Below are 20,298 nucleotides of genomic sequence, written 5' to 3'. Positions count from 1 at the left end.
ATTGCCGCCCTGCGACGTTAAGCTTCCGTCAACGGTTGCACGCAGCATGGAGAAGCAGGCATGGCGCAGGTGGTTCCCTTTCCGGTGGCGCCGGGCCGCCGGCTCCAGCTGGCCCTCGACCGCCTGATGGAAGCGCAGCAGGAACAGCGCCGCGTCGTGCGTGAGTTCCAGGAGGCCATGCGCGACCTCCGCAGCGGCACGGCACGGCTCGGCGAGTCCCTGGGTGATCTCGACAGCGAGTTGCGGACGGTCGGCCACCGCGTCGAGGAAGCGCGCGAGGCGTCCCGACGCCTGGAGGAAACCGCGGCGCGGATGTAGCCGCGCCGCCACCCTACTCCCCAGCTTCCCGCGTCGGCGGCTGGCGAGGCCGGGCGTCCCCGGGCCTCGCCGCGTCACGTGGCCGGCGTCTCAAGCCGTCGGGCTGTTGGCCCCGGGGCGGAGGCGCACGCCGGGGCGGACGTGCCGGAAGGGCAGCGTGGCGGGATCGGCCACCACCGGCCCTGGCGCCACCGCCACCAGCACGCGGCTGGCGATCGGCTGGAAGTCGGCCCGGAAATGCACGCTGGACTTGAGCGCGAGGATCCGTTCCGCCGAAGGCTCGATGCCAACATGGCGGAACAGCGCCTGGTCCAGTGCCTGCATCTTGCGGCTGGTCACGATCACCTTCACCCCGCCGATCGCGACCAGCGCCGAAGCGCCGAGATCCACCGCGTTGCCGGCCGCCATCGGGCCGGTGCAGGTAAAGCAGCCGTCGGTCAGGCGCAGCACCAACGCCTCGACCTCGAGCGGCACGCCATCCGACTTGCCGCCGAGCGAAAGATGCAGCCTGGCACCTTCGCCGGCAGCATGGCAGGCGGCGGCGCTCTCGGCGTCGTTGATGATCCCGAGCGTGGCGCCCTGCGCCTCCTGGCGCACCAGTTCCCGCAGCAGGCCCGTGGTGTCGCCGTGCCCGCCGCCGCCAGGATTGTCCTGCGTGTCCGCGATCACCACCGGCCCCTCAGCCGTGCGGGACAACTCGCGGGCCAGCGCGACCGCGGCCTCGGCCGACAGGAGGTCGGGGACGAATTCCGCTTCCCGCCGCGCCAGGGTGGCCAGGAACTGCTCCGCGCCGTCGCGGGCGGCGGCCGGGTTCTCGGCGTAGCAGGCGACCGCCATGCCGCAATCGGCGAAGTCGGCGTAGGGGAAGCCGAAGCAGAAGCCCAGCTCCACCACGCCGGGGGCCCCTTCCAGCCGGGCGCGGTCCGCCATGACGTCGGCCATGGGCGAGACCAGCGTGCATTGGCCGGTGATCGGGGTCCAGTAGTCGCTCTGCTGCCAGTGCTTGGCAAAGGGCGCACCCCGCTCGATCCGACGCAGCAGCAGCGCCAGCGCCCGGGCACCGCATTCGGCGCCGTCGACGTGCGGATAGGTGCGGTAGGGCACCAGCACATCGCTGTGTTCCACCATCGCGGCGGTCAGGTTGCAGTGCGGGTCCAGGCTGGCCGCGATCGGGACAGCGGGGCCGGCCACGGCGCGGAAGCGGCGCAGCAGCTCCCCTTCCGCGTCGGGGAAGCCTTCCGCCACCATGGCACCGTGCAGTTCCAGCACGACGCCGTCGAGCGGCCCCTCCTCCATCGCGGCCTGAAGGTCGCTCAGCAACAGGGCGGACATCGACTCGAAGGCCTGCGCCGTGACGGGGCCGCTCGGCCCGGTGGTAGCCCAGCTCAGCGGCGCGACGGTAATGCCCTGCGCCTCGGCGGCGCGGATGGCGCCCGAGGCCGGGTAGCTGCTGTTGCGCAGCGCCGCCAGCATGGTGTCCGGGCGCAGCAGTGCGGGCGAGCCGCTCGGCGTGCGGAAATCCGCCCAGGTGGCGGGCAGCGGGGCGAAGGAATGGCTTTCGTGCTGAAAGCCGCCGATGGCGATGCGCATGCTCAGTCCTTCGCGATCCCGGCCGTGGCCAGCACGGCATCCGCCAACACGGCGGTGCCGGCGGCGGCCCATTCGGGGGTGATGCTTTCACGCTCGTTGTGGCTGATCCCGCCGTGGCAAGGCACGAACAGGAAGCCGGCGGGCAGGGTTTGCGCGACGTAAACCGCGTCGTGACCAATGCCGGTGGGCATGTCGCGCATCCGCAAACCCCGTGCGCCGGCGGCCTCCCGCAGCCGGTCGGTCAGCGCCGGGTCGAAGGGCGTGTGCGGCGAGTACCAGAAGGACTCGACCTCCACCGCCACGCCGCGACGGGCCGCGACGGCGGCGGCGCGCTCGCGCAGGGCGTCGCCCATGCCCTCCAGCGCCTCCGGGCTGCCGTGGCGGAAGTCCACGCTGAACCAGGTTTCCGAGGGCACGACGTTGCGGCTCGACGGCACCACCCGCAGCACGCCCACGGTGCCGCGCGCGTCGCCGCCGGATGCGAGCGCGATCTCCTCCACCGCGGTGACGAGTTCCGCGGCCGCCACCAGGGCGTCGCGGCGATGCGCCATGCCGCCGCCGGCATGGGCGTCCTCGCCGCGCACCGTGACCTCGAACCAGTGCTGCGCCAGCGCGTGCGTGACGATGCCGATCTCCAGCCCGTCGCGCTCCAGCGCCGGTCCCTGCTCGATGTGCAGCTCGAAATAGGCTTCGAGGTCGCGCAAGGACGCCGGGTCGGCCTCGCCCGCCCAGCCGATGGCCTGCAGCGCGTCACCGAAGCGGGTGCCCGCGGCGTCGGTCTTGTTCAGCACCTCGGCCTCGGTGAAGAGGCCCATGGCGCCGCCGCTGCCCATCATCGGCGGCGAGAAGCGCGCGCCTTCCTCGTTGGTCCAGTTGATCAGCAGGAGCGGTGCCTCGGTCTCGACCCCGGCCTCGTGGAGGGCACGCATCACCTCCAGCCCGGCCAGGACGCCCAGCACACCGTCGAACTTGCCGCCCGTGGGCTGGGTGTCGAGGTGCGAGCCGATGGCCACCGGGCGGCGCGACGGGTCGCGGCCCTCGCGCCGCAGCGCCATGTTGCCCAGCCGGTCGGTGGTCAGCGTCAGGCCGATCTCGCGGCCCCAGCGCGCCAACAGCGCGCGCCCTTCCCCGTCCTCGGCGGTCAGCGTTTGCCGGTTGCAGCCGCCCTTCGCGGTGCCGCCGATCCGCGCCATCTCCATCAGCGATTGCCAGAGCCGCTCGCCCGAGAGCGGCAGGTTGGTGCCGCTCACGCCGCCGGCTCCAGCCCGCACCAGTCCGCAATGGCCAGCGCGATGGTGCCGGTGGTGTGGTGCATGCTGTCGAGGCTGACGTTCTCGTCGATGCCGTGGATGTTCTGGCCTTCTGGCCCGAAACAGGCGACCGGCGTGTTGCGGTAAAGCTCGAAGTGGCGGCCGTCCGTCAAGCCGGTGGCAGGCACCGCGCGCAACTCCTCGCCGGTGATCTCGGCGTAGTTCGTGCGCACCAGCCGCGCGATGCCGCTTTCCATGTCGAAGACGCAGGGGTCGGCCATGAAGCCCTTGAACTCGAGCTTCAGGGCGACGTTGCGCAGCCGCTCATCCGCGCCGGCCTCGGCCACGATGCGCTCGATGTCGGCCTTGGTCTGCGCGGCGGTGTAGCCCATCATCACGCCCACCCGCATGCCGATGCGCGCTCGCGTGGCCACCGAGGAATTCCATTCCCCGCCCTCGATCGTGCCGAGGTTGACGTTGACCGGGTGGTTCACGCCGCGGAAGGAGGCGTGGACGCGCTCGGCGCGGTTCATCTCCCCCTCGTAGCGCTTGAAGCCCTCCGCCACGACGAGCGCCGCCTCGATGGCGTTGATGCCGGCCTGCATCTCGCGCACGTGGGCCGGGCGGCCGGTCACCGTGACCCAGGCCCAGACCACGCCCACCTCGGCCGCGTAGATGCCGGCGAGGCCGGGACCGACCTCGGGGATGATGCAGGCCTCGGTGCGCGGCAGCGCCAGCATGGCGGCGAGCGCACCGTTGCCGGTGCATTCTTCCTCGATCACCGCGTGCATCTGTACCGGCGCGGCGGGCTGGAGCCCCGCCAGCTTCAGCGCCCGAAAGGCCGCGAGGTAGGAGGCGACGCCCGCCTTCATGTCGGCGGCGCCGCGGCCGTACATGCGGCCGCCCTCCACCCGGGGTTCGAAGGGTGGCGTCGTCCACAGGTCGTCGGCGCCCACCGGCACCACGTCGACATGGCCCTGCAGCGTCAGGCTGCGGCCGCGCACCTCGCGCGGCGTGTGGGTGGCCACCACGTTGTCGCGTCCGGCGTAGGAAATCAGCGGCGGTGAGAAGCCAGGATGGTCGCGCAAAGCGTCGGGATCGGTGGGAATCCGCTGCGGCACCAGGCCCAGTGCGCCGTAGAGCTCCGCCACGAGGTCCAGCGCCGAGGCTTCCTGGCCCAGCACCGAAGGGCAGCGGACGAGTCGGGCCAGGACGTCTTCCGTTTCGGAGCGCAGCGCATCCACGGCCTGGAGAATCGCGCGGCGGGCGCCACTGTCAGCCGTCATGCCCGGCACCCGCGACGCTGCGAGGCAATGGACAGGACGCGCAGGCGCGGGGATGCGGTGCCCTGATCAGGGACACGACGCTCTAGGATCATTGATGTCTCCGGAACTCCCGGAGAAGAGGCTAGGCGCCGCCGGAGCGAGGCGACAACCCTTTGCACGGCATGAACCGCTTCGCTGAGACCAATCCGCGATGTTCGGGAAGGAAGCGAATGGTCGGAGCGGCGGGATTTGAACCCACGACCCCTTGTCCCCCAGACAAGTGCGCTACCAGGCTGCGCTACGCTCCGTGTGGAGGCCGTCTAGCACCCGATGCCGGATGCCTCAAGCCTTCCCCGGACGAGTTATGAGGCGAAGCTGCCCGGCAATGGTCTCTAATTCTTCCAGGCACTCGCGCAGCAGCGCGTCGCGCGCCTCGGCTTCGGAGATCTGCGGCTCTTCCGCCACGGCATCGCCGCCGTCGCCCTGCAGCAGGCGCTGCACGCCCTTGATCGTGTAGCCCTGGGTATAGAGCAGGTCGCCGATGCGCTTGAGCAGCGCGATATCGTCGGGGCGATAGTAGCGCCGGCCGCCACCGCGCTTGAGCGGGCGGACCTGTGGGAACTTGCTTTCCCAGAATCGGAGGACGTGCTGCGGAATGTGCAGGTCCTCGGCGACCTCGCTGATCGTGCGAAAGGCCGTGGCGACCTTTCTCGGTCGTGGCGAGGTGTCGTCGGTCAGTCCGGAAGGCATTTACCCGTTGTCCTGCGACTCGCCATCCTCGCCGTCGGGCAGGGCCTCGCCGTTGATGCGGGCCTTGAGCACCTGGCTCGCGCGGAAGGAGAGCACGCGACGCGGCGAGATCGGAACCTCGATTCCCGTCTTGGGATTACGGCCCACCCGCTCGGCCTTTTGCCGCACGGTGAAGGTGCCGAAGGCGGATAGCTTGACGGCCCTGCCGGAGGCGAGACTGCTGGAGATGCGTTCCAGCACGTCTTCCAGCAGCACGGCGCTCTCGTTCCGGGACAACCCGACCTGTGCATAGATCGCGTCGGCCAGATGCGCGCGCGTGACGGTGTTCATGCCCGAAGACTACCTCGACTCACCCCTCGGGCCGGAGTGAAAACCGGGGAGCGGCGCGACGTCAACCGCCGACCGGGTCTTCCAGGGCACAGTGGTGCCGAGAAGGCACAGCCGCCAAGAATCCTCGGCGGATTCAGAAACGTGCGAGTGCCGCGCCCCAGGTCAGGCCGCCGCCGATGGCCTCCATCAACACCAGGTCGCCCTGCTTGATGCGCCCGTCGCGCGCCGCTTCCGCCAGCGCCAGAGGGATCGACGCGGCGGAGGTATTGGCGTGACGATCGACGGTGACCACCACGCGCTCCGGCGGCAGGCCGAGCTTGCGGCCCATGGCGTCGATGATGCGCAGGTTCGCCTGATGCGGCACGAGCCAGTTCACCGCGGAACGGTCGAGCGCATTGGCCTGGAGCGCCTGGTCCACCACGGCGGCGAGCTTGGACACGGCGTGGCGGAAGACTTCCCGCCCCGACATGCGCAGCAAGCCGGCGCCGCCGGTGCTGCCGGCGCCACCCTCCACCTGCAGGATGTCGGCGTGGCGCCCGTCGGCATGAAGGTGCCAGGACAGCAGGCCCCGCTCCTGCTCCTCGTCACTGGCGCGCAGCACCACGGCGCCGGCGCCGTCGCCGAACAGCACGCAGGTGGAGCGGTCGGTCCAGTCCACGATGCGCGAATAGATCTCGGTGCCGATCACCAGCACGCAGCGCGCGGCGCCGCTGCGCATGAGCGACTCGGCCATGCCCAGGGCGTAGATGAAGCCGGTGCAGGCCGCCGACAGGTCGAAGGCGAGGCCTGGCCTGGCGCCGATCGCCGCCTGGACCCGGGCCGCGGTGGAAGGAAAGGCGCTGTCGGGCGTGGTGGTCGCCACGATGATGGCGTCGACCTCGTCCACCGCGATCCCGGCCTGCTCCAGCGCCTGCCGCGCGGCGGCGGCCCCCATGGAGGAGGCCGTTTCGCCGCGCGCTGCCAGGTGGCGCTGCCGGATGCCGGTGCGCCCGCGGATCCACTCGTCGGAGGTGTCGAGCCCGTACTCGGCCGCGAGCTGGTCGTTGCCGAGAACACGCTCCGGCAGGTAGCCGCCCGTACCGGCGATGATGGCGCGCATATCGGTTCTCAGTGCGTGGTGGCGAGCGGGGGCAGCGGCTGCTCGGGAGGGGGAGTGGTCTGGCGCTGGATCAGGGCGACGCCCTCGCGGATGCGCTCGTTGAGGCCGTGCGTGACCATGTCCATGCCGACATCCATGGCATGGGCAAAGCCCAGCGCGTCGGTGCCGCCGTGGCTCTTCACCACCACGCCGTTCAGCCCGACCAGCACGGCGCCGTTGTAGCGGCGCGGGTCCATGTACTCGCGCAGCCGGTCCAGCCCGGGACGCGCCAGCAGGTAGCCGATGCGGGCCAGGAGCGAGGAGGTGTAGATCTGCTTGAGCATGCGCAGCATCAGCTTCATGGCACCCTCGCCGGTCTTCAGCGCGATGTTGCCGGTGAAGCCGTCGGTCACCACCACGTCCACCGTGCCGGCCGTAATGTCATGGCCTTCCACGAAGCCGCGGAAATTGGCGCTGATATGGCTTTCGCGCAGGATGTCGGCGGCCTGGCGGACGCGCTCGTCGCCCTTCAGCTCCTCGGAGCCGACGTTGAGCAGCCCAATCGACGGGGCGTCGAGGCCCAGCACCGCGCGGGCGAAAGCGTCGCCCATCACCGCGAACTGCACGAGGTTGGCGGCGTCGTACTGAACGTTGGCGCCCAGGTCGAGCATGATGACGTCGCCGCGCGCCGAGGGGCAGATGGCCGACAGCGCCGGCCGGTCGATCTCGGGCAGGGTCTTCAGCACGATCTTGGCCAGCGCCATGAGCGCGCCGGTGTTGCCGGCCGACACCACGCCCGCCGCCTCACCCGCCGCCACAGCGTCGATGGCCAGGCGCATGGAGGAATTGCGCAGCCGCAGCGCCGCCGTCGGCTTCAGGTCGCCGGCGATCGCCTCGGGGGCATGGCGCAGGTCGCAGGCCGCGCGGGCACGCGGGCGGCGCTCCAGCAGCGCCTTCAGCCGTGCCTCGTCACCCAGCAGCAGGAAACGGGCGCCGGGGTGGCGTTCTGCCGAGATCTCGATGCCGTCGAGGACGGACTCGGGGGCGTTGTCGCCACCCATCGCGTCCACGGCCAGCGCGTAGGCAGGAACACGTCCTGCCTCGGAGGGTAAGGTCACGATGAGCCCCGCGGCAACGCCGTCGTTCAGGTGCGAACCGCAGCCTTCAGAGCGTCACCGGCCTGCACGACCTCACGGCCGTCGTAGTGACCGCAGGAGGAGCAGACATGATGGGGGCGCTTCAGCTCACCGCAGTTCGGGCACTCGTTGTAGGCCTCGGTGCCCAGCGCCTCGTGGCTGCGACGCATGCCGCGGCGGGAGGGCGAAACTTTTCTCTTAGGGACGGCCATTGTCGCCGGGCCTTTCTAAAGGGACTCAATGAAGAGATTTCAAAGGAGGCGGGCTCCTACCACCCCCCTCCGGCGGAGGCAAGCCGCAAGCTTACCCGCCGGGGGAATGGGTGATCTCAGCTCTTGCGCTGCACGGTACGCAAGACCGCGAAAGGATTGAAGGGGCCATCGCCCACCCCTTCCTCGCCGAGCCCGGCACCGGGGGCGCGGGGATAAGGGTCGAGCGCCAGCGAAAGCTGCTGCGCGATCTCCTCGCCGAGGTCGAGGACGCCGTCCGACACCTCCACCTGGTCGGGACCGTCGAGGTCATCCTCCTCGCCCGGCTCTTCCTCCTCGCCGGCGGCGGCCTGGACCACCTGCCAGTTCACCGCCTCATCGATGTGCTGCGGCACCGGCTCCAGCGTGACGACGCAGGCCTGGACCACCTCGGCGCGCATCCGCCCGACCACGGAGAAGCCACCGTCGATCGTGGGCTTGATCGTGACCTCGGCCTGAAGGCTGTCGAGCGCGAGCAGTTCGAAGCGGCGGGCCAGGGCCTCGCGCTCGGCGGGGCTCGCTTCCACGCGCTCCTGCCGGCCGGCGGCGGGGATGTGGGCGAGGACGATGGGACGGGACAATTCGTTGTTCATGCTGCACCCATGTCGTAGCTCACCTGGCCTCGCGCCAGATCGTCCAGCCGTTGCCGCCGCAAACCCGCCGAAAGGGCCCGGACGCGCGCCGCCAGCAGCGCCGCCGCGCCCTCCGGCGCCTGCCCGCTCCAGATATTGCGCACCAGCACGTCCTCCAGCGACGCGTGGCCGGGCTGATCCAGCGCGGCCTCGTAGGCGCGGGCGCGGCCATGAAAGGCTTCCCACATCCGCTTCACCCGCTTGCCGATGGACATGTCGCCTACCCCCATCTCCCGCAGGCTGATGTCCATGTCGGCGAACATGGCGTCGAACACCGCCTGGGCGAGCGGCGCGCCCCGCGCGTCCGCGTCGTGCCGCAGCCGGTGGACCAGCAGCGCGACGTGCAGGGCGATGGCGTCGAAGCGGCCTTCCAGCGTATCGGGAATCGCGTGGTGCTCGAACAGCGCGGGCGCGCGCGCGGCCGACACCGTGGTGGTATAAAGCTCGAAGCCCGTCCGCTCGAAGGGCTTGCGCCTGAGGAGGCCAAGGAGGCCCATGCCGTATCCCGATCGTGCAACGAACCACGCCATGCGCCCCGTGGCGGCGATCGAGCCGTTGACCGGGCCGCCCGGCGGTGGCAATCCGCCCGACGAGATGGCCCGTGCCCCCTCCCCCGTCAATCGCGACCCGTCAGGGTCAACCCGCTCCAGGCGAACCGGCCGCGCCGGCTTGGCCCTGGCCGCCATCCTGCTGGGTGCCGTCCCGCTCGGAGGCTGCTCGGTATTCGGCGCCCCGCGCGAGGTTCGCGGCAACCGGGTGGACGAGGACCAGCTGAAGCAGATCACGCCCGGCGTGCAGACCAAGCAGGACGTCAGTGCCCTGCTGGGCTCCCCCAGCGCGATCGGGACCTTTGATCCCAGCAACTGGTACTACATCAGCGCGGTGACCCATATCCGCCCGGGCCAGATGCCGGGGCTGGAGAACCAGCGCGTGGTGGCGGTGCACTTCGACGACAAGGGCGTCGTCCAGGGGGTTCGTGAGCTCGGCCCGAAGGACACCCAGGACGTCCAGTTCGTGTCGCGCACCACGCCGGTCCCGGGCACCGACCGCAGCTTCCTGCAGTCGCTCTTCGGCAATATCGGCCGCTTCAACGGCGCCGGCAGTGGCGGCGGCGGCGGTGGCAGCAACGCGCCGGGTTCTGGCGGCCCGGGCGGCGGCGGCGGCGGTCTCTGACCATCCGGCCCTCACCCCGCGTGAGGGCCCTCGCTAGAAGTGACTCCATCCCCCGGTCGGGAGCGGCAGCCTGTCGCCCCCGGCGTCGAGGACCTGCACCGCGGCGTCGCCCGCCGCGAAGCGGCCGATGCGCGTGACAGGCGTGTCGGCGGCGCGCCCCGCGGCCAGCACATCGTCCCGACGTCCGGCCGGGGCGGCGAACAGCAACTCGTAGTCGTCGCCGCCCGTCAGGAGGCGGGGAAGCCAGCCGGGATCCCCTTCCACCGCCGCGCGGGCGGGCGCGGAAAGCGGCACCCGCGCCGCCTCGATCACGGCCGCGACCTGGCTGGCGCGGCAAAGGTGGCCGAGGTCCTGCACCAGCCCGTCCGACACGTCCATCGCCGCGTGCGCCAGGCCCAGCAGCGCCTGTCCCAGCCGCAGGCGCGGCTCCGGCAGGCGGTAGCGGCGGAGAAGATAGCCCGCCGCGTCACCCGGCCAGCGGTTCTGCCCCACCGCGAGGCCCAGTGCGCCGTCGCCCACCGTGCCGGACACCCACAGATCGTCGCACGGCAGGGCCCCGCTCCGCCGCAGCGCCTGGCCCCGCGGCAGGGTGCCCAGGATGGTTAGGGAGTAGCAGCCCGGCCCCGGGATCGCGACGGTGTCGCCGCCGAGCACCTGCAGGCCGAACAGTGCCTGGTCCTCCGCCAGCCCGGCGGCGAAGCCCGCCACCACATCCTCGGCCGTGCCGCGCGGAAAAGCGGTGGTGAGCAGGTAGCCCAGCGGCTCCGCGCCCATCGCCGCGAGGTCGGACAGGTTGGTGCGCAGCAGCTTGCGCGACACCGTGTCGGGCGGATCGTCGGCGAGGAAGTGGACCCCTTCCACGATGGCATCCGCCGCCAGCACCAGGCTGCGGCCAGGGGGCAGGTCCAAGATGGCCGCGTCGTCGGCGAGGTCGAGCGCGCCCGGGCCGGCCAGCGGGCGGAAGTACCGCGCGATCAGGCCGAACTCCGCGGGCAGCGACATCTCAGCCCGTGACGCCGGGGGTGCCGCCGAGTTCCCCGCCACGCAGGTGCTTGGCGATGGCGTCCAGGACGCCGTTGGCGAAGCGAGGCTCCGAGCCGTCGAAGAAGCCGTGCGCCACGTCCATGTACTCGTTGATCACGACCTTGGCCGGCGGCTCCTTGCCGGACCAGAGCTCGCCCGCCGCGGCGCGCAGCAGGGCGCGCAGCACGGGGTCGAGCCGCTCCATGCTCCAGCCGGCCGACAGGTGACCGGCGATCACCGGGTCCAGTGTTTCGGCGTTCTTGGCCACAGCGCGCACGATGTTCACGAAGAGCGGTACGTCCGCCTGCGGGACGCGGCCTTCCTCGAAGCCGCCCTCGCCCGGCATGGTGCCGAGGCGGTGGCTGATGAACTGCTGGATGATCGCCTCGGCGCTTTCGCCGCTGGCCTCGGACTGGAACAGCGCCTGAACCGCGGCCACGCGGGCGCCGAGCCGCGGGCGGCCCTTACCGAGCGGCTTGGCGCCGGTCTTGGCGGCGGGTTTTGCGTCGCCCTTGTTCTTCTGGGTACCACTCATGCCTTGGGTCCTGTCGGGGCGAGGCCGAGGCGGCGGGCGAGCGCGATCTGCCCCACCAGCGCGTGGGCGGCCTCCGACCCCTTGTTGTGCCGGTCGGGAAGCGAACGCTCGACCGCCTGCTGCAGCGTGGCGACGGTCAGCAGCGCGAAGCCGATCGGGGCGGCGGTTTCCACGGAGATGTCCATCACGCCGCGGCAGGCTTCCCGGCAGATGTGTTCGTAATGGTCGGTGTCGCCCTTCACCACGCAGCCGAGGATCAGGTAGCCGTCGTGGCCGCCCCTGCTCCCCTCGGCCCGCAGTGCCATGCGCAGCGCCGCCGGCAGCTCGAAGGCGCCGGCCACGTCCACGATCTCGACCGTTGCGCCGATGGCCTCCAGCGTGCGCAGCGCGCCCTCCCGCATGCCGCCCACCACGTCGGCGTAGTAGGGGGCCTGGATCAGCAGCACGCGCGGCGCGGGCCCTTCCAGCGTGGCGGTGCCGCGTTCCGGGGCGTCCTGCGTGCTCATGGCTGTTCCTCGATCGGGCGCGTGTCGACGACCGAAAGGCCATAGCCCTCCAGGCCGACGATCGGGCGGGGGTGGTTGGATAGCAGCACCATCTCGCGCACGCCGAGATCGGAGAGGATCTGGGCACCGATGCCGTAATCGCGCAGCTCCGGCGCCATGCGGCCGCGGCCGGCGCGCACGCGCTCGCTCAGGATGGTGGGCTTGAGCTCGCGCAGGAGGACCACGACGCCGTGGCCGGCGCGGTCGATGGTGCGCATCGCCGCGTGCAGTTCGGCCGGTCCCGCGGCGCTCAGCGTGTCGTGCAGCATGTTCACCGCGTGCATCCGCACCAGCGCCGGCTGGTGGCGGGCGGGGTCGCCCTTCACCAGCACGATGTGCTCGCCGTACTCGACGGTGTTGGCATAAACCATGACGCGCCACGGACCGCCGGGCGCGTCCTCCAGCGTGTTCTCGGCCACGCGCTTGACCAGCTGCTCGGTGCGGCGGCGATAGGCGATCAGGTCGGCCACGGTGCCGAGCTTGAGGCCGTGATGCTGCGCGAAACTCACGAGGTCGGGCAGCCGCGCCATGGTGCCGTCCTCGTTCATGATCTCGCAGATCACGCCCGAGGGGTTGAGGCCGGCCAGTCGCGCGAGGTCCACCGAGGCTTCCGTATGGCCGGCGCGCACCAGCGTGCCGCCGTCGCGGGCGGCCAGCGGGAAGACGTGGCCCGGCGTCACGATGTCGGCGCGGCCGAGTTCGGGGTTGATCGCGACCGCCACAGTGCGGGCGCGGTCGGCGGCGGAGATGCCGGTGGTCACGCCCTCGCGCGCCTCGATCGAGACGGTGAAGGCGGTCTGGTGCCGCGTGCCGTTGCTCTGCGCCATCAGCGGCAGGCCCAGCGCCTCGACGCGGCTGCGGGTCATGGCCAGGCAGATCAGGCCGCGGGCGTGGCGGGCCATGAAGTTGATGGCATCCGGGGTCGCGAACTGCGCCGGGATCACGAGGTCGCCCTCGTTCTCGCGGTCTTCGTCGTCCACCAGCACGAACATGCGGCCGGCGCGCGCTTCCTCGATCAGCTCCTCGGTGGGGCTGATGAAGTCGTTCAGCGAGGTGCGGACGGTGCTGGGGCTCATGCCTCGAACTCCTTCAGCCGCGCGACGTAGCGGGCCAGCATATCGATCTCGAGGTTCACCCGTGCGCCCGGCTCGAGCTGGCCCAGCGTGGTGACGCTCTGCGTGTGGGGGATGATGTTGACGCCGAAGACGTGCCCGCCCCCGGCATCGGTGAAGACCTCGTTCACCGTGAGCGACACGCCGTCCAGCGTCACCGAGCCCTTGGGCGCGATGAAGCGCGCCAGCGCGGCGGGGGCACGGAACCGCAGCCGGGTGGAGCCGTTCTCGGGCTCGGCCGACAGCAGCTCGGCCACGCCGTCCACGTGGCCCGACACGACGTGGCCGCCGAGCTCGTCGCCCATGCGGAGAGGCCGTTCGAGGTTGATCCGGGTGCCCGGCTGCCAGCCGCCCAGCACGGTGTGGGCCAGGGTTTCGGCGGAAGCCTCGACCTCGAAGCCCGCGGGCTCCAGCGTTACGGCGGTGAGGCAGCAGCCGTCACAGGCGATGGAGGCGCCGAGCTGGGCGCCCTCCAGCCAGCCCGGGGGCGTCGCCACGCGCAGGCGCATGTCCTGGCCGTTGCCGATGGGGGATGCGGAGACGATCTCTCCGACGGCGGTGATGATACCGGTGAACATCAGGCGCGCTCGTACTCGCTGAACAGGTCGGGGCCGCAGGGGATCGCGGCGGTCCGACGGAAGCTGGGCATGGCGCGCAGCGTTTCCACCGGCAGCGCCTGGGCGGCGGGCATGCCGTCGCCGCCCATCACGGCCGGAGCATGGAACCAGGCAAGCCGGTCCACCAGCCCCGCGCGCAGCAGCGAGGCCGACAGCGCCGCGCCACCCTCGGCCAGAAGGCGCGTGACGCCACGCGCCGCGAGAGCCTTCAGCAGCGCCAGCGGCTCCAGATCGCCGGCCTCATCCGCCGGCGGCACCACCACGAGGCTGGCGCCGGCGGCGGTGAGGCGGTCCATCGCCTCGCGCCCGTGGCCGGGGGCGGTCAGCACCACCGCCTCGCCCACGCCCTGGAACAGCCGCGCCGTCGGCGGCGTGCGCAGCCTCCTGTCCGCCACGGCGCGCAGGATCGGGCGCGGGGTATAGTTCGGGAGGCGACAGGACAGGTCCGGGTCATCGGCCAGCACCGTGCCGCTGCCCACCAGGATCGCGTCGTGCGAGCCGCGCAGCGCATGCACCCGCCGGCGCGCCTCGGGGCCGGTGATCCAGCGGCTCTCGCCCGTCTTGGTCGCAATGCGGCCGTCGAGCGTGGTGGCGAGCTTCAGCGTGACCAGCGGGCGCCCCTGGGTCATGCGCAGGATGAAGCCGGCGTTCAGCGCCCTCGCCTCCGTCTCCAGCACGCCTTCGGTGACCTCGATCCCCGCTTCGCGCAGGAGGCGGAAGCCGGCGCCGTCCACGCGCGGGTCCGGGTCGCGCATCGCCGCCACGACGCGCGCCACGCCGGCTTCGCGCAACCCGTCAACGCAGGGCGGCGTCTTGCCCCAGTGCGAGCAGGGTTCGAGCGTGACATAGGCCGTGGCGCCGCGGGCTGCCTCGCCGGCCCGGGCCAGCGCTTCCCGCTCGGCATGCGGGCGGCCGCCCGGCGCGGTCCAGCCCCGGCCGACGACGCGCCCGTCGCGCACGATGACGCAGCCCACCGCCGGGTTCGGCGAGGTGGTGCCGAGGCCGCGCGCCGCCAGGGCCAGCGCGGCGCGCATGTGATGCTCGTCTTCGGGATGGTGCGCCATGGAAGGGGCGGGGTTTGGCAGCCGCGTCAGCGGTTGTCCAGCGAGCCCAGGAGGTTCTGGAAGTCCTTCGCTTCGCTGAAGTTCTCGTAGACGCTGGCGAAGCGGACATAGGCAACCTGGTCCAGCGTCTTGAGGCGCTCCATCGCCATCTGGCCGATCTGGCGGGAGGTCACCTCGCTGTCGCCGTCGCTCTCGAGCCGGCGCTGGAGGCTGTTGACGATGCGGTCCACCACGCCTTCCTCGACGGGGCGTTTGCGCAGCGCGACACGGATGGAGCGGGCGAGCTTTTCCCGGTCGAAGGGAACCCGCCTGCCGTCCGACTTCACCACCGTCAGGTCGCGCAGCTGCACGCGCTCGAAGGTGGTGAAGCGCTCGCCGCAGCCGTTGCAGACGCGGCGGCGGCGGATCGAGCCGCCTTCGTCGGCCGGGCGGCTGTCCTTCACCTGCGTGTCGTCGCTTCCGCAGAAAGGGCAGCGCACCGGCCGGTACCCCTTAGTTCGGGTAGATCGGGAAGCGGGTGCAGAGGTCGAGCACCCGCTCCTTCACCGCGGCCTCGGCCGCCGTATTCTCGTCCGGCGCATTGGCCTTGCCCAGACCATCCAGCACCTGCCCGATCAGCGCGCCGATCTCGCGGAACTCCGCCTCGCCGAAGCCGCGGGTGGTGCCGGCGGGCGTGCCGAGGCGGATGCCCGAGGTCACCATCGGCTTCTCGGGGTCGAAGGGAATGGCGTTCTTGTTGCAGGTTAGGTGCGCGCGGTTCAGCGAACCTTCCGCCGCCTTGCCGGTGGTCTTCTTGGGCCGCAGGTCCACCAGCATCAGGTGGCTGTCGGTCCCGCCGGTGGAGATGTCGAGGCCCTGTTCCCGCAGCGAAGCCGCCAGCGCCCGGGCATTGGCCACAACCTGGCGGGCATAGGTGCGGAATTCCGGCCGCAGCGCCTCGCCGAAGGCGACCGCCTTGGCGGCGATGACGTGCATCAGCGGGCCGCCCTGCAGGCCGGGGAAGACGGCGCTGTTGAACTTCTTGGCCAGCGCTTCGTCGTCCGTGAGGATCATGCCGCCGCGCGGGCCGCGCAGCGTCTTGTGCGTGGTGGTGGTGCAGACATGGGCGTGCGGCACGGGGCTGTCGTAAACGCCCGCCGCGATCAGCCCGGCGTAGTGCGCCATGTCCACCATCAGCAGCGCGCCGACCTCGTCCGCGATGCGACGGAAACGCGCGAAGTCGATCTGGCGGGAATAAGCGGAACCGCCGGCGATGATCAGCTTCGGCTTGTGCTCGCGCGCCGCGGCTTCCATGCCCTCGTAGTCGAGGAGCCCGTCCTCACGACGAACGCCGTAGGAAACCGGCTTGAACCACTTGCCCGACAGGTTGGCCGGCGAGCCGTGGGTCAGGTGACCGCCGCCGGCGAGGTCCATGCCCAGGAACACGTCGCCCGGCTGCAGCAGCGCCAGGAACACCGCCTGGTTGGCCTGGGCGCCCGAGTGCGGCTGCACGTTGGCGAAGCCGCAGCCGAACAGCTGCTTGGCGCGCTCGATCGCCAGCGTCTCGGCCACGTCCACGACCTCGCAGCCGCCGTAGTAGCGGCGGCCAGGATAGCCCTCGGCGTACTTGTTGGTCAGCACCGAGCCCTGCGCTTCCATCACCGCGCGCGACACGATGTTCTCGGACGCGATCAGCTCGATCCCGTCCTGCTGGCGGGTGAGCTCGCGCCCGAGGGCCTCGGCGATCTGCGGGTCGACCTCGCGCAGCGGTGCGGAGAAGAAGCGCTGGAGGTTCGGGGCGGCGGACTGCTCGTTCATGGCAGGATCCTCAGGCAACAGGGGCGCGTTCGGGCGAAAGCTTGGCCACCCGGCGCTCGTGGCGGCCGCCCTCGTAGGGCGTGGCCAGGAAGGTGCGGACGGCGTCGATCGCGACTTCCGGCCCGATCAGCCGGGCGCCGAGGGCGATGACGTTGGCGTCGTTGTGCTGGCGGGTCAGGCGCGCGCCGGTGGTGTCGTGCACCAGGGCGCAGCGGATCGCGGCGTGACGGTTGGCCGCGATGGAGATGCCGATGCCGGTGCCGCAGATCAACACGCCGAAGCTGGCCTGTCCGGACACCACGGCGCCCGCCACCTTGTTCGCGAAGTCCGGGTAGTCGACGCTTTCGGGACCGTGGGTGCCGAAATCCTCGACCTTGTGGCCGGCGCTTTCCAGCACCTGCTTCACCTGGGCCTTGAGTTCCACGCCGGCATGGTCGCTGCCGATCGCGATGGGAGTTTCGGACGGAGTCATGGGCGGTCACTACCACGGCCGGTGTCCAGGCGAAACAACGACCTCCACCGGTGGTATGCGGCGGGGTCATGCAAGCCTCAACCATGGGAGTGTGGCCGCGGCTCGACCGCAACACGACATCCGTGCTGGTTTGCGGGCAAACAGGCCCGTTGTTCCGGGCCGGTTCTTCCCGGGTTTCTCAGCACAAAGGGCGTGCCAGCGTGACGATCGGACGTTTTCCCCTCACCCGGCCCCGTCGCAACCGGCGCGACGGCTGGACGCGTCGGCTGGTGGCGGAGAACCGCCTGTCGGTGGACGACCTGATCTGGCCGGTGTTCATCCGCCCCGGCAGCGGCGAGGCCGTGGAGGTCGCGTCCATGCCCGGACAGTTCCGCGTGGGGCTGGACCGGCTGGTGGATCATGTCGGGCAGGCGGTGGAGCTCGGCATCCCGGCCGTGGCGCTGTTTCCGGCGACGCCGGCCGAGCTGAAGGATGCCGAGGGAACCGAGGCCAGCAACCCGGAGAACCTGATCTGCCAGGGTGCCCGCGCGCTGCGAAAGGCGTTTCCGGAGCTCGGCCTCGTCGGCGACGTGGCGCTCGATCCCTATACCGACCACGGCCATGACGGGGTGATCCGCGACGGCTACGTCCACAACGACGACAGCGTTGCGGTGCTGGTTCGGCAGGCGGTGGTGCAGGCCGAGGCCGGGGTCGACTGCCTCGCCCCTTCCGACATGATGGACGGCCGCGTCGCCGCCATCCGCGCCGCGCTGGACGAGAAGGGCCTGATCGACACGCGGATCATGTCCTACGCCGCCAAGTACGCATCGGGCTTCTACGGCCCCTTCCGCGACGCGCTGGGCTCGGGCGGCGCGCTCAAGGGCGACAAGAAGACCTACCAGATGGACCCGGCCAATGCCGACGAGGCGCTGCGCGAGGTCGCCATGGACCTGGCGGAAGGCGCCGACATGGTGATGGTCAAGCCGGGGATGCCCTACCTCGACATCATCCGCCGGGTGAAGGACGAGTTCCGCGTGCCGACCTTCGCCTACCAGGTGAGCGGCGAGTACGCGATGTTAATGGCGGCGATCCGCAACGGCTGGCTCGATCCGGACCGGGTGATCATGGAAGCGCTGATGGCCTTCAAGCGCGCCGGCTGCGACGGCGTGCTGACCTACTTCGCCCTGGACGCGGCGCGGCGGCTGCGCGCCGGCTGAGGGAGGGCGCGAGCCCTCCCCCGTTCCGTCCTGCTCAGGGCGTCGCGCGGCGCGGGTGCACCGGGCGGACGCGGCCGCGCGGCGCCGGCAGGGGCGGCGTGGGCGTGTTGACGAAGACGGCGCGCAGCTCACCCGCCACGAAGGTCTGGGCGTCCTTGGCTTTGCTGAGCACCGCATCGGCGCCGAAGAACTCGTGCGTCACGCCGGGGTAGACGCGCCGCGTCACCGACACGCCCGCCTGTTGCAGCTTCTGTTCCAGTCGCGCGCCGTCGTCGGCCAGCGGATCGATCTCCGCGTTGACGATGATCGTGCGCGGCAGGCCGCGAAGGTCGGCAGCGCCGTAAACGTTCAGGCGCGGGTCCTGAAGGTCCGACCCGCCGTTCGTGTACTGCCCCACGAACCACAGCACGGCCGGGCGGCTCAGCGGCTTGGCGTTGGCGAACTGCGTGTAGGACGGGGTGGCCGTATCGGTGCCCGCCACCGGGTAGACCAGCGCCAGGGCCTGCGGCATCGGGGCACCGCCCGCCTTGGCGGACAGGGCCGTGGCGATGGCGAGGTTGCCGCCCGCGCTCTCGCCCACGATGGCGACGCGGTTCGGGTCGGCACCCAGCGTGGTGGCGTTCTGCACCGCCCAGACATAGGCGGCATAGGCGTCGTCATGCGCGGCGGGGAACTTGTTCTCAGGCCCCTTGCGGTATTCGACCGACACCACGACCGCCCCGGCGTCGAGCGACAGCGCGCGGGCCGAGGTGTCGTAGGTGTCGATGGTGGAGATCACCCAGCCGCCGCCGTGGAAGTACACGATCAGCGGCAGCGGCGCCTGACCAGGCATCTCCGGAATATGGGCCGAGGAGTAGACGCGCGCCTGCAGCGGGCCGCCCGGCCCCGGGATGGTGACGTCCTTGACCAACGGCACGGCGCGCGGCGTGGTCGGCTTGTTCTGCTGCCGCAGGAGGTTGAGCGTGGCATCGGCCAGCCCCGGCTGCCGGCGGGCCTCGGCGGGGGTCAGCCCTTCGAGCGGCTTCGGACCCAGCGACGCCAGGCTCGCGAGCAGCGCGCGCATCTCGGGGTCAGCCATGCCGGTCGGGTCAGGCGGGCTCATGGGCGGCGTGGTGGCGCAGGCAGCAAGAAAGGCCGGCGTGGACAGGCCGAGCAGGAGGGCGCTGCGGCGGGACAAGGCTGACATCGTGCGTGGTTCTCCTCCGGAGCCGGCTTTGGGGCCGGCAAACGGTGGGTCAACGTCGCGCGGCGCCGGATGGTTACCGGCCACCCTCCGGTTTCAACCCCGCCTGCGGCGAGAGCCAGCGGCCAAGGAACTCGGCCACCAGCGCCGTTTGTCCCGGGTCCATCAGCGCCGGCGCATGTCCGCAGCCGGGAACCTCGGCGGCCTCCACCCCGTCGCGTTCCAGCATCCGCGCGACGGTGTCAGGCTGCAGGAGCTCGCTGCGGGCGCCGCGCAGAACCAGCACGGGCTGCTGCACGGCGTCCCAGAACTTCCACAGGTCGACATCCACCGGCGGCGACTGGCGCATGGGCTCGGCGATGGCCGGGTCGTAGTGCAGCACCAGCCGACCGTCCGCCGTCATGCGGGCGCTGGTGCGGGCCAGGTGCTCCCACTGGGTGTCGGTGAGCGGGCCGAAGGGGGCGTGGATCACCCGCAGATGCGCTTCCAGTGCCCGCAGGTCGGGGAAGTCCTGGCCGGTGGACAGGTAGGAGGCGATATGGCGCAGCGCTTCCGCCGGGATGGCCGGGCCGACATCGTTGAGCACGAGGCGGCGCAGCCGGTTGCCCGGCACGGTGGCCACCATCATGCCGATCAACCCGCCCATCGAGGTGCCGACCCAGTCATAGGGGCGGCCCAGCGCGGCCAGCACCGGCAGCAGCGCGGCGACATAGGTGGGAACGGCGTAGAGGTGGCCGTCGGGCAGCCAGTCGCTGAGGCCGCGGCCGAAGATGTCGGGGCAGATGACGCGCCGCCCCTGCCCCGCCAGCACCTGCGCCAGCGCGTCGAAGTCGCGGCCTGTGCGGGTCAGCCCGTGGACGCAGACCACCGGCGCCCCGTCCAGGGGGCCCCACTCGGTCCAGCGCAGCGTGGCGCCGAACAGGTTGAGCGGGCAGCGGGCCGCGCCGTTGCGGGGCAGCAAGCTCATGCGTGGAACCCTCCGCC

General features: G+C 71.3%; 24 protein-coding genes and 1 tRNA gene. 3 read left to right on the top strand and 22 right to left on the bottom strand.

The genetic code is table 11. The annotated features are described in order from the left end of the window. Positions 1–60: 60 nt before the first annotated feature. The gene (locus ACFFGY_RS19555; RefSeq protein WP_377046209.1) at positions 61–318 is read left to right on the top strand and encodes a hypothetical protein; all 258 of its coding nucleotides are present in this window, start codon (positions 61–63) and stop codon (positions 316–318) included. A 90-nt stretch (positions 319–408) separates the two neighbouring features. Here the strand turns inward: ACFFGY_RS19555 and ACFFGY_RS19550 are convergent, their stop codons facing one another. From ACFFGY_RS19550 to ACFFGY_RS19500, 11 genes are all read right to left on the bottom strand, one after another. Further along, positions 409–1,908 carry a M81 family metallopeptidase gene (locus ACFFGY_RS19550; protein ID WP_377046208.1) on the bottom strand — a complete coding sequence of 500 codons (1,500 nt, stop codon included), beginning with the start codon at positions 1,906–1,908 and terminating at the stop codon, positions 409–411. A gap of 2 nt (positions 1,909–1,910) precedes the next feature. Beyond that, a complete protein-coding gene (locus tag ACFFGY_RS19545; RefSeq protein ID WP_377046207.1) occupies positions 1,911–3,158 on the bottom strand; it encodes a Zn-dependent hydrolase in 1,248 nt (415 codons plus the stop codon). Next, complete coding sequence (locus ACFFGY_RS19540) at positions 3,155–4,444, bottom strand: ArgE/DapE family deacylase (protein WP_377046206.1); 1,290 nt, start codon at positions 4,442–4,444, stop codon at positions 3,155–3,157. The genes ACFFGY_RS19545 and ACFFGY_RS19540 overlap by 4 nt, the downstream gene beginning before the upstream one ends. Before the next feature lie 210 nt (positions 4,445–4,654). Beyond that, positions 4,655–4,731 (bottom strand) — tRNA-Pro (locus ACFFGY_RS19535). A 34-nt stretch (positions 4,732–4,765) separates the two neighbouring features. Further along, positions 4,766–5,173 carry a MerR family transcriptional regulator gene (locus ACFFGY_RS19530; protein WP_377046205.1) on the bottom strand — a complete coding sequence of 136 codons (408 nt, stop codon included), beginning with the start codon at positions 5,171–5,173 and terminating at the stop codon, positions 4,766–4,768. After that, entirely contained in the window at positions 5,174–5,503 is a 330-nt protein-coding gene (locus ACFFGY_RS19525) for an integration host factor subunit alpha (protein WP_377046204.1), read from the bottom strand. It abuts the gene before it with no gap. A gap of 133 nt (positions 5,504–5,636) precedes the next feature. Continuing rightward, positions 5,637–6,602 (bottom strand): beta-ketoacyl-ACP synthase III, encoded by a 966-nt coding sequence (locus ACFFGY_RS19520; RefSeq protein WP_377046203.1) that lies wholly within the window; start codon positions 6,600–6,602, stop codon positions 5,637–5,639. Positions 6,603–6,610: 8 nt separating this feature from the next. Further along, positions 6,611–7,699: a phosphate acyltransferase PlsX gene (plsX, locus tag ACFFGY_RS19515; protein WP_377046202.1), complete on the bottom strand. Its 1,089-nt coding sequence runs from the start codon at positions 7,697–7,699 to the stop codon at positions 6,611–6,613. Positions 7,700–7,725: 26 nt separating this feature from the next. Further along, entirely contained in the window at positions 7,726–7,929 is a 204-nt protein-coding gene (gene rpmF / locus ACFFGY_RS19510; protein ID WP_377046201.1) for a 50S ribosomal protein L32, read from the bottom strand. Between the two features lie 116 nt (positions 7,930–8,045). Beyond that, the gene (locus ACFFGY_RS19505) at positions 8,046–8,558 is read right to left on the bottom strand and encodes a YceD family protein (RefSeq protein WP_377046200.1); all 513 of its coding nucleotides are present in this window, start codon (positions 8,556–8,558) and stop codon (positions 8,046–8,048) included. After that, positions 8,555–9,094 carry a ubiquinol-cytochrome C chaperone family protein gene (locus tag ACFFGY_RS19500; protein ID WP_377046199.1) on the bottom strand — a complete coding sequence of 180 codons (540 nt, stop codon included), beginning with the start codon at positions 9,092–9,094 and terminating at the stop codon, positions 8,555–8,557. Before ACFFGY_RS19500 ends, ACFFGY_RS19505 begins: the two co-directional genes overlap by 4 nt. Between ACFFGY_RS19500 and ACFFGY_RS19495 the strand changes: the two genes are divergently transcribed. Then, positions 9,093–9,770, top strand: coding sequence for an outer membrane protein assembly factor BamE (locus ACFFGY_RS19495; protein ID WP_377046198.1), 678 nt, complete (start codon positions 9,093–9,095; stop codon positions 9,768–9,770). The two genes, ACFFGY_RS19500 and ACFFGY_RS19495, sit on opposite strands and share 2 nt — an antisense overlap. Positions 9,771–9,803: 33 nt before the next feature. On the opposite strand, the gene thiL is transcribed toward ACFFGY_RS19495, so the two are convergent. From thiL to rpiB, 9 genes are read right to left on the bottom strand one after another with little or no spacing between them, the layout of a single operon-like run. Next, complete coding sequence (gene thiL, locus ACFFGY_RS19490; protein ID WP_377046197.1) at positions 9,804–10,772, bottom strand: thiamine-phosphate kinase; 969 nt, start codon at positions 10,770–10,772, stop codon at positions 9,804–9,806. A 1-nt stretch (position 10,773) separates the two neighbouring features. Beyond that, positions 10,774–11,328: a transcription antitermination factor NusB gene (nusB, locus tag ACFFGY_RS19485; RefSeq protein ID WP_377046196.1), complete on the bottom strand. Its 555-nt coding sequence runs from the start codon at positions 11,326–11,328 to the stop codon at positions 10,774–10,776. Further along, positions 11,325–11,834 carry a 6,7-dimethyl-8-ribityllumazine synthase gene (gene ribH, locus ACFFGY_RS19480; protein WP_377046195.1) on the bottom strand — a complete coding sequence of 170 codons (510 nt, stop codon included), beginning with the start codon at positions 11,832–11,834 and terminating at the stop codon, positions 11,325–11,327. Before ribH ends, nusB begins: the two co-directional genes overlap by 4 nt. Next, a complete protein-coding gene (ribB, locus tag ACFFGY_RS19475; protein ID WP_377046194.1) occupies positions 11,831–12,949 on the bottom strand; it encodes a 3,4-dihydroxy-2-butanone-4-phosphate synthase in 1,119 nt (372 codons plus the stop codon). Before ribB ends, ribH begins: the two co-directional genes overlap by 4 nt. Continuing rightward, positions 12,946–13,563: a riboflavin synthase gene (locus ACFFGY_RS19470; RefSeq protein ID WP_377046193.1), complete on the bottom strand. Its 618-nt coding sequence runs from the start codon at positions 13,561–13,563 to the stop codon at positions 12,946–12,948. Before ACFFGY_RS19470 ends, ribB begins: the two co-directional genes overlap by 4 nt. Continuing rightward, positions 13,563–14,666, bottom strand: a complete 1,104-nt coding sequence (gene ribD / locus ACFFGY_RS19465) for a bifunctional diaminohydroxyphosphoribosylaminopyrimidine deaminase/5-amino-6-(5-phosphoribosylamino)uracil reductase RibD (RefSeq protein ID WP_377046192.1) — start codon at positions 14,664–14,666, stop codon at positions 13,563–13,565. Before ribD ends, ACFFGY_RS19470 begins: the two co-directional genes overlap by 1 nt. Before the next feature lie 26 nt (positions 14,667–14,692). Beyond that, positions 14,693–15,145, bottom strand: a complete 453-nt coding sequence (nrdR, locus tag ACFFGY_RS19460) for a transcriptional regulator NrdR (protein ID WP_377046191.1) — start codon at positions 15,143–15,145, stop codon at positions 14,693–14,695. Positions 15,146–15,158: 13 nt separating this feature from the next. After that, positions 15,159–16,463: a serine hydroxymethyltransferase gene (gene glyA, locus ACFFGY_RS19455; protein ID WP_377046190.1), complete on the bottom strand. Its 1,305-nt coding sequence runs from the start codon at positions 16,461–16,463 to the stop codon at positions 15,159–15,161. 10 nt (positions 16,464–16,473) lie between these two features. Next, the gene (gene rpiB / locus ACFFGY_RS19450; protein ID WP_377046189.1) at positions 16,474–16,935 is read right to left on the bottom strand and encodes a ribose 5-phosphate isomerase B; all 462 of its coding nucleotides are present in this window, start codon (positions 16,933–16,935) and stop codon (positions 16,474–16,476) included. 200 nt (positions 16,936–17,135) lie between these two features. Between rpiB and hemB the strand changes: the two genes are divergently transcribed. Next, the gene (gene hemB, locus ACFFGY_RS19445) at positions 17,136–18,131 is read left to right on the top strand and encodes a porphobilinogen synthase (RefSeq protein ID WP_377046188.1); all 996 of its coding nucleotides are present in this window, start codon (positions 17,136–17,138) and stop codon (positions 18,129–18,131) included. 34 nt (positions 18,132–18,165) lie between these two features. On the opposite strand, the gene ACFFGY_RS19440 is transcribed toward hemB, so the two are convergent. After that, positions 18,166–19,317, bottom strand: coding sequence for an alpha/beta hydrolase (locus ACFFGY_RS19440; RefSeq protein WP_377046187.1), 1,152 nt, complete (start codon positions 19,315–19,317; stop codon positions 18,166–18,168). Between the two features lie 73 nt (positions 19,318–19,390). Further along, positions 19,391–20,281, bottom strand: a complete 891-nt coding sequence (locus tag ACFFGY_RS19435) for an alpha/beta fold hydrolase (protein ID WP_377046186.1) — start codon at positions 20,279–20,281, stop codon at positions 19,391–19,393. Positions 20,282–20,298: the final 17 nt, after the last annotated feature.

The sequence above is a fragment of the Roseomonas elaeocarpi genome (assembly GCF_042433915.1).
Taxonomy (GTDB): Bacteria; Pseudomonadota; Alphaproteobacteria; order Acetobacterales; family Acetobacteraceae; genus Roseomonas; species Roseomonas elaeocarpi.
The sequence above is the reverse complement of the archived record's forward strand: the minus strand, read 5'-3'. Positions and strand labels throughout refer to the sequence as shown.